4 protein-coding genes are annotated in these 5925 nt (G+C 68.5%); 3 read left to right on the top strand and 1 reads right to left on the bottom strand.

Features of this window, described 5'->3' with window-relative positions:
* The 3 genes from AB2385_RS16460 to AB2385_RS16450 all read left to right on the top strand — a co-directional run.
* Positions 1-761 (top strand): type IV secretory system conjugative DNA transfer family protein (locus tag AB2385_RS16460; RefSeq protein WP_367656101.1); only part of this gene is annotated, 761 nt, incomplete at its 5' end.
* Positions 762-849: 88 nt separating this feature from the next.
* Positions 850-3618 carry a M23 family metallopeptidase gene (locus AB2385_RS16455; protein ID WP_367656100.1) on the top strand — a complete coding sequence of 923 codons (2769 nt, stop codon included), beginning with the start codon at positions 850-852 and terminating at the stop codon, positions 3616-3618.
* A 222-nt stretch (positions 3619-3840) separates the two neighbouring features.
* On the top strand, positions 3841-5022 hold the full coding sequence (locus AB2385_RS16450; RefSeq protein ID WP_367656099.1) for a hypothetical protein: 1182 nt from the start codon (positions 3841-3843) through the stop codon (positions 5020-5022).
* Positions 5023-5068: 46 nt separating this feature from the next.
* Here AB2385_RS16450 and AB2385_RS16445 read toward each other — a convergent pair whose 3' ends face one another.
* A complete protein-coding gene (locus AB2385_RS16445; protein ID WP_367656098.1) occupies positions 5069-5590 on the bottom strand; it encodes an S-layer homology domain-containing protein in 522 nt (173 codons plus the stop codon).
* Between the last annotated feature and the right edge of the window lie 335 nt (positions 5591-5925).

The following is a 5925-nucleotide window of genomic DNA, read 5'->3' as shown; positions in this document are numbered from 1 at the left end:
GCTCCTCCATCCTGACCACCGCCGCCGTCAACCTGCGCCTCTTCGCCGACCCCACCGTCACGCGCATGACCGCGGCCAGCGACGAGACCTTCACCAGCATCGGGCAGGAGCCGACGGTGGTCTATCTGCTGCTGCCCGACGACAAGAGCAGCCGCAACGCAATCGCAGCCATCTATCTGCAGCAGATGTACAGCGCCCTGACGCGGCTGGCCAACCTGTCGCCCGGCGGTCGGATCCCCGTGCCGGTGTTCTGGGTGCTCGACGAGTTTGCGAACATCGGGAAGTTCAAGGACTTCGATAAGATGATTTCCGTCATGCGGGGCCGGGGCATGGCCGCGATGATTATCCTGCAGGCCCTGCAGCAGCTGGAGGCCCGCTACGGCAAGGAGACGGCGGACGTGATCAGCGCCAACTGCGACACCTGGCTCTTCCTGCGGACCAACGACCACAAGACGGCCGAGGAGATCTCGCGAAAGCTGGGGCAGTACACGATCCGCACGGCCACGGGCAACGCCTCGTTCCGGCAGTACGAGACCAGCGGCGGTATCAGCGAACAGCTCTCGGGCCGCCCGCTGCTCACGCCCGACGAGGTGCTGCGGTGGCAGCAGGGCCACGTGCTGGTGATGCAGGCCGGGCAGCATCCGGCGCATCTCCGGCTGGCCGACATTACCGAATGGCCGGCGCGCTTCCGGCCGGGCGACCCGCCGCCGGTGCGCCAGGACGACCAGGACCCGGTGCCCTGGCTGCCGCTGTCGGGCTAGGGTGGCGAGAACGTGATTGGGGCTGCCCTGTCGGGGCAGCAAACCTTTGGGAGCCACAATGGAGTGAGAGCAAGGGAGTGTGGGAGCCGTGAGCGATCGCGCAGTGGCGTTGGCGCTCGATCACAGGCAGAAAGGCTTTACGGCGGGGGACCTGAAGGTCCAGGTGGACAAGCTGTTGGAGAACCAGGAGGTTCTGCAGACGCTGGCCGCATTGGGAGGAGCGCCGGCCGAAGTGCGGAACCCCGTGCAGCTCGGGGCGTTCGCCCTGCAGGTGGTGACCAAGCTCCTCCGCGAGGAGAGGGCCCTGGACGCGATCCCCGGGGGTGCCCAGGAACGGTACGGTCCGGCGGTGATGAGCGCCCTGGCCGCCCGGGGGCTCGACAGTGCTGAGGGGCGCACGCTCGTCCGGGTGCAGGCGCTGGCCGCGGGGCAGACCCTGGCGGATTTCATCCAGGGGAGAACCAAGCTTTCGCCTGCGTGGCAGTCCCCCGCGGTTGGCGGCCGGACGGAGGAACAGGACGCGCGCACGCCGGAGCAGGGCACCCGAGTGGAGCGCCAGCGCCCCGGCCAGGAGCGGGTGGAGGCCTGGGCCATCGCGGACCTGACCGCGATGCGGGATGCCATGTTCTTGGGCCGCGCGACCCCTGAGGAGATGGGCCGGTTCCTGAAGAAGATCGACCGGTATCGCCTGCAGCTGGGGGAGGAGCGCTTCTGGCAGCTCCTCGACCGGGTCTTCGGCAACTCGGCTGATGAGGTGCGCGGCTGGCTGGATTTTCGCGACGCGTTCGTGGCCGGGAAGAAGGAGTACTGGTACCAGGTCATCACGGACGGGAAGGCGGCGGCCGACGAATGGGACCGGAACCATTATCAGCCCCTGCGTGAGCAGCGGGATGCCGGGCTCCTGCACCCGATCTACGGTGCGCTGGTGCAGGCCATCCAGAACGAGGCGGTGGCGATTCACGATGCCTACGCCAGCCTCTACCGTGCGAAGGAGGGCTGGATGCAGGCGTACCTGCAAGGTCAGCCCACCGAACCCTTCGCTGCGCAGGGCGCCGCCGCCCGGGAGCGGCTTGCTGAGCTCGACCCGATGGGCGAGCGGCTCTGGCAGGCCTCGAATCAGTGGTACGATACCGCGGTGCAGTTCGCACAGGTGGAGCAGTTCAGGGCGAGCTATGCGCAGCTGCTCGAGGGGCTGATTGCCGGCGACGCCAGCCGTGTGAATGAAGCGCACCAGGCACTGGCCTCCGTTTACCACCTGTTCGGGACGGTTCCCCACAAGGAGTTGTGGAACCAGTATCAGGACCGGGTGCGCGCGGCCTACCTGCAGGCGGTGGACGCCCGGGCCAGCGCGGCAGACCCCGCCGCACGAGCGGCAGCCGAAGCCAGGATCGAGCTCTTCCGGGGTGCATTGGGCCAGGGGATCCTGCAGCAGTGGGAGCACGAGCGGGCGCAACGGGATCAACAGGAGCGGCTGTTCCGCGGCCTGCGGAGAGAGGCCGTGGGGTTCCTGGGTGGTAATCCCTACAAGGAAATCCCTGTGCGCGATTATGTGCCGCTCCCGCTGCTCTATCCGCTGGCGCCCGGCACCTATACGGTAACCGACCGGGCCGGCCTGCGAATCCATCCCGTCACTGGCCAGGAGAAAGTGCACTATGGGACCGACCTCGGCGCGGCGCAGGGCACGAAGATTTTCGCCGCACACAGCGGCGAAGTGGTCGAGGCGGGGTACGACAGCGGTTACGGCTATTACGTGGTCTTGAAGGGGCCCGACGGTCTACATACGCTCTACGCCCACATGATGAAGAAGCCCGAGGTGGCCGTGGGGCAGCGGGTGACCGCGGGCGATGTGCTCGGCTTTGTCGGCAGCACGGGCGTGAGCACGGGGCCGCACCTGCACTTCGAGGTCTATCGCGTGCGTGGCGACGGCAGCCGGGTCTACTTCAGGGCCGAGGACGTCTGCATCCGTTCACTGGCCGAGCTCGGCACGGGAATCGACGGCGTCGTTCAAGCCTGGCGGGTGCTGTACGGCCTCACGCCGGAAGAGGAGATGGCGGTGCGCATCTCCGCCACCTATGAGGGCACCGGGGGCTTCGCGAATCTGGCCGGCAACTTCGACGGCCAGGGCGTCTCATTCGGATTTGCCCAGTGGAACCTGGGGCAGGGGACGTTGCAGAGCGAAATTCTCCGGCCGTTGCTCAGGGACCACCCGGAGATTTTCTATCGCCACTTCCCCAACAGCCTCACGCTGCAAGTGGGCAACCGGAAGTACACCATGGCCGAGATCATCAACCTCAGTGGTGCCCAACTTCAGGCGGTGCTGCCGGTGATCGGGAGAGAGGTAATGAACCCCAACAGCCGCTGGCACAAGGCATTCAAGGACCTCGCCGGCGAAACGGTCGTCATGCGGTTGCAGCTGCAAGACGCCAAACGGATGCTCGACCTGGCGAAGAAGGAGATGACCAGCGACCACTACATCCTCAGGGACGGCTCGTTGGGGGCGGCCAAGAGCTGGAAGGTGAGCTCCCCGCAGGCCCTGGCCCTGCTCTACGACGTGCGCAAGCAGAACGGCTCGTTCTACTACGCCTGGGACGCCATCGAGGCCGGGCTGAGGAAGCAGCGGCCCGCCTCGGAACAGGGCCTGCTGAGGTACCTGGCCTGGCATGTGGCCAACAGTTCGAATCCGAACTGGAAGAGCGACGTCTGGTCCAGGAAGATCGCCATCGTCGAGGGTGGCGGCGTGGTGCACGGAACGCGGCTGGAGTTTGACTGGGAAAGGTACCGGGTGATCGAGCGAGGGTCGGGCAGCAGGGTTCAGTTCCCCCAGTGGCAGGACCCCATGGCCTATCTGCGACAGTGATGACGGGGAGAGCGAAAAGGGATGCGTGATGCAAGGCGGGCGGTAGCCCTCTGTCTGTTTGCCGCTGTGCTTCTGGGTTGCACGGCCGGACCCGGGGCCCCTGCCGGGCCGGTCCCGAGGCCCGAAGGTACGGGGGGTGCGGGCGGCCCCGGCGCCTCGGCGCCGCCCGCCACCCCACCGGAGCCGGAACGCCCGGGCGGTGGTGCGGGGGGAGGTGACCGGGTGGAGGGAGGCAGCGAGGCTGCTGCCGGGACCCCTGTGGAGGCAGAGAACCCGAGCACGGGTGCCGGCGGGGCCTGCAAACCCCCGGAGGAGATGCCCACGCCGCTGAACGAGCGCACATGGGACGAGTGGTTGGACCGGCAGGTGGTGCGGATCACGGAGTGCCTCGGCACGCGGGAGGCCTGGGAATTGCCCCCCGCAGCTCTGGCTGATCTGGTTGGCGTGAACGTGTATGGCACTCCCGGACAGCCCTACCGCTTCGTGGAGTTCGGGCCGGTAGCCCCGCCGTGGGGAAGCCTCAAGTATTCGAACTACTGGGTGCAGTGGCAGGAGCCGGATGGGACGGTGCGGGTTCAGGAACTGCACCCCATGGACGCGGGCCCGTACCGCGGGCACCGGGTCCACCACGTGGATTCGAAGGGACCGTTGCTGCTGTTCCTGCTGCAGAGCACGCTCGATCCCCATGGCGGCAGCATCTGGGCCTGGCGGCTGCAAGAGGGCGCCTGGCGGCCGGACACCGAAGCCTTCGCCGGCATCGAGTGGCAGGAGTGGGCGAATCTGGCTCTGGATCCCGGGGAAGAGAACGGTCTCGGGGTGGGCAATTCCTCGTTGTACCAGCATCCATACCTGGGTTTCCGGGATGACCTGGAGCAGCCTCATGTGGTGATCTGCCCGGTTTCCGAGGAGGGGCAGATCATGGATTGTCGCAAGCTCCTCTGGGTGGATGGCCGGTTCCAGCTGGATCAGAGGGAAGGCTGGCCGGCCGAGTTGCGACCGATGCGGTGCGAGGCGCTGGCTGTGGAGGGCGCGGACGACTTGCACCTGCGGGAGCCGGCCTGGGTGGCGGATCGGCTTGGCCGGCCTGCTGCCGAGAGGGCGGAAGAGGACAGCGCGGAGTGGGAGTACCCGGACAGGGGGCTCACCATCCGCTTCCGGGACGGCCAGGTGGTGAGGCAGACCATCACGCAGGGCGGTCTCCGCTCAGGGCTGCGCGTGGGCGACAGCCTGGAGCGCGCCCTGACCTTGCACGGCCGCCCGGAGGAGCTGCCGGATGGTCAGCTCGTGTGGGCGTACCCGGACTGCGATCGGGCGGTTCTTGTGGTGCTGTCAGGAGGGCGCATCACGCGGATCAGCCTGAGCAGCCCGTCGGCCGTCCCCCGAGGGGTTTGGGAGTGGGATTAGCCAGGCACGAGACCCCGGACCGCTGTGAGCGGTCCGGGGTCTGGTGCTACTGCTTCAGCGCCAGCAGGTTGGCCAGGACGGTGGCGGCCTCGGCCCGGGTGACCGGGGCGTCGCCGTTCAGGTCGCCGCTGGTCCAGATCGGATGGGGTGCCCGGGCGCCGATCAGCCCGGCCTGCTCCGCAGCGGCCACCCAGCCCTTCGCCCAGGAGGGCACGCCGGTGTAGGAGGTGGCGCTGCCGGACTCCGTGAGCCCCAGCGCAGCGGCCGCGATCTTGATCAGTTGCGCCCGGGTGAGCGGGTCGTTGGGGCCGAAGGTCTGGGCGTTGTAGCCGGAGAGGATGCCCAGCTCCACGGCCGTCTGGAGGTAGCCCTGGGTGTAGGCCCAGTGGTTGGCGACGTCGGCCACGGCAGCGTCCGGAGGCCCCGGCGCCGGCGTGGCTGCGGGTGCAGGCTCAAGCGACGGAGTGGGCGGCGGCGCCGGATCGGACGGCGCCTGGCCGGCGGCACAGGCCGTGAGCAGCACGGCCGGCAGCAGACAGAAGATCAGGGCACAGCGGAAACTGCGCAAGGCGAAACTCCTCCTCCAGCGGCGTCGAGTCCGCGTGTGGCAGCGCGCGCAACCGGACATCCGGCGGCAGCGGAAGTCCGGCCGCGATGCCCTCGTTTCCTCATTCGACGCCTGGCGCGGCGCCGCAGTTCCGAAACGCCTGACCGCCGCCCGGGGGCATTCCGCGGGCGGCGGTCTTCCTCAGCGCTATCGGCGCGTCCGCACGGTGGTGTAGATGCCGTTGTCCGTGCCGCGCACGAACAGGTAGAGCCGGTCGGCGAAGCGGACCCCCTCCGGGCCACCCGGCGTGGCTGCCCGCAGCGCCGCCGAGGCGGGCGACTGGGCCAACCGGCTCC

Source organism: Symbiobacterium sp. (assembly GCF_040797425.1).
In the GTDB taxonomy this organism is placed as follows: domain Bacteria; phylum Bacillota; class Sulfobacillia; order Symbiobacteriales; family Symbiobacteriaceae; genus Symbiobacterium.
Note: the sequence above shows the minus strand (reverse complement) of the source record. Positions and strands in the feature narration are given on the sequence as shown.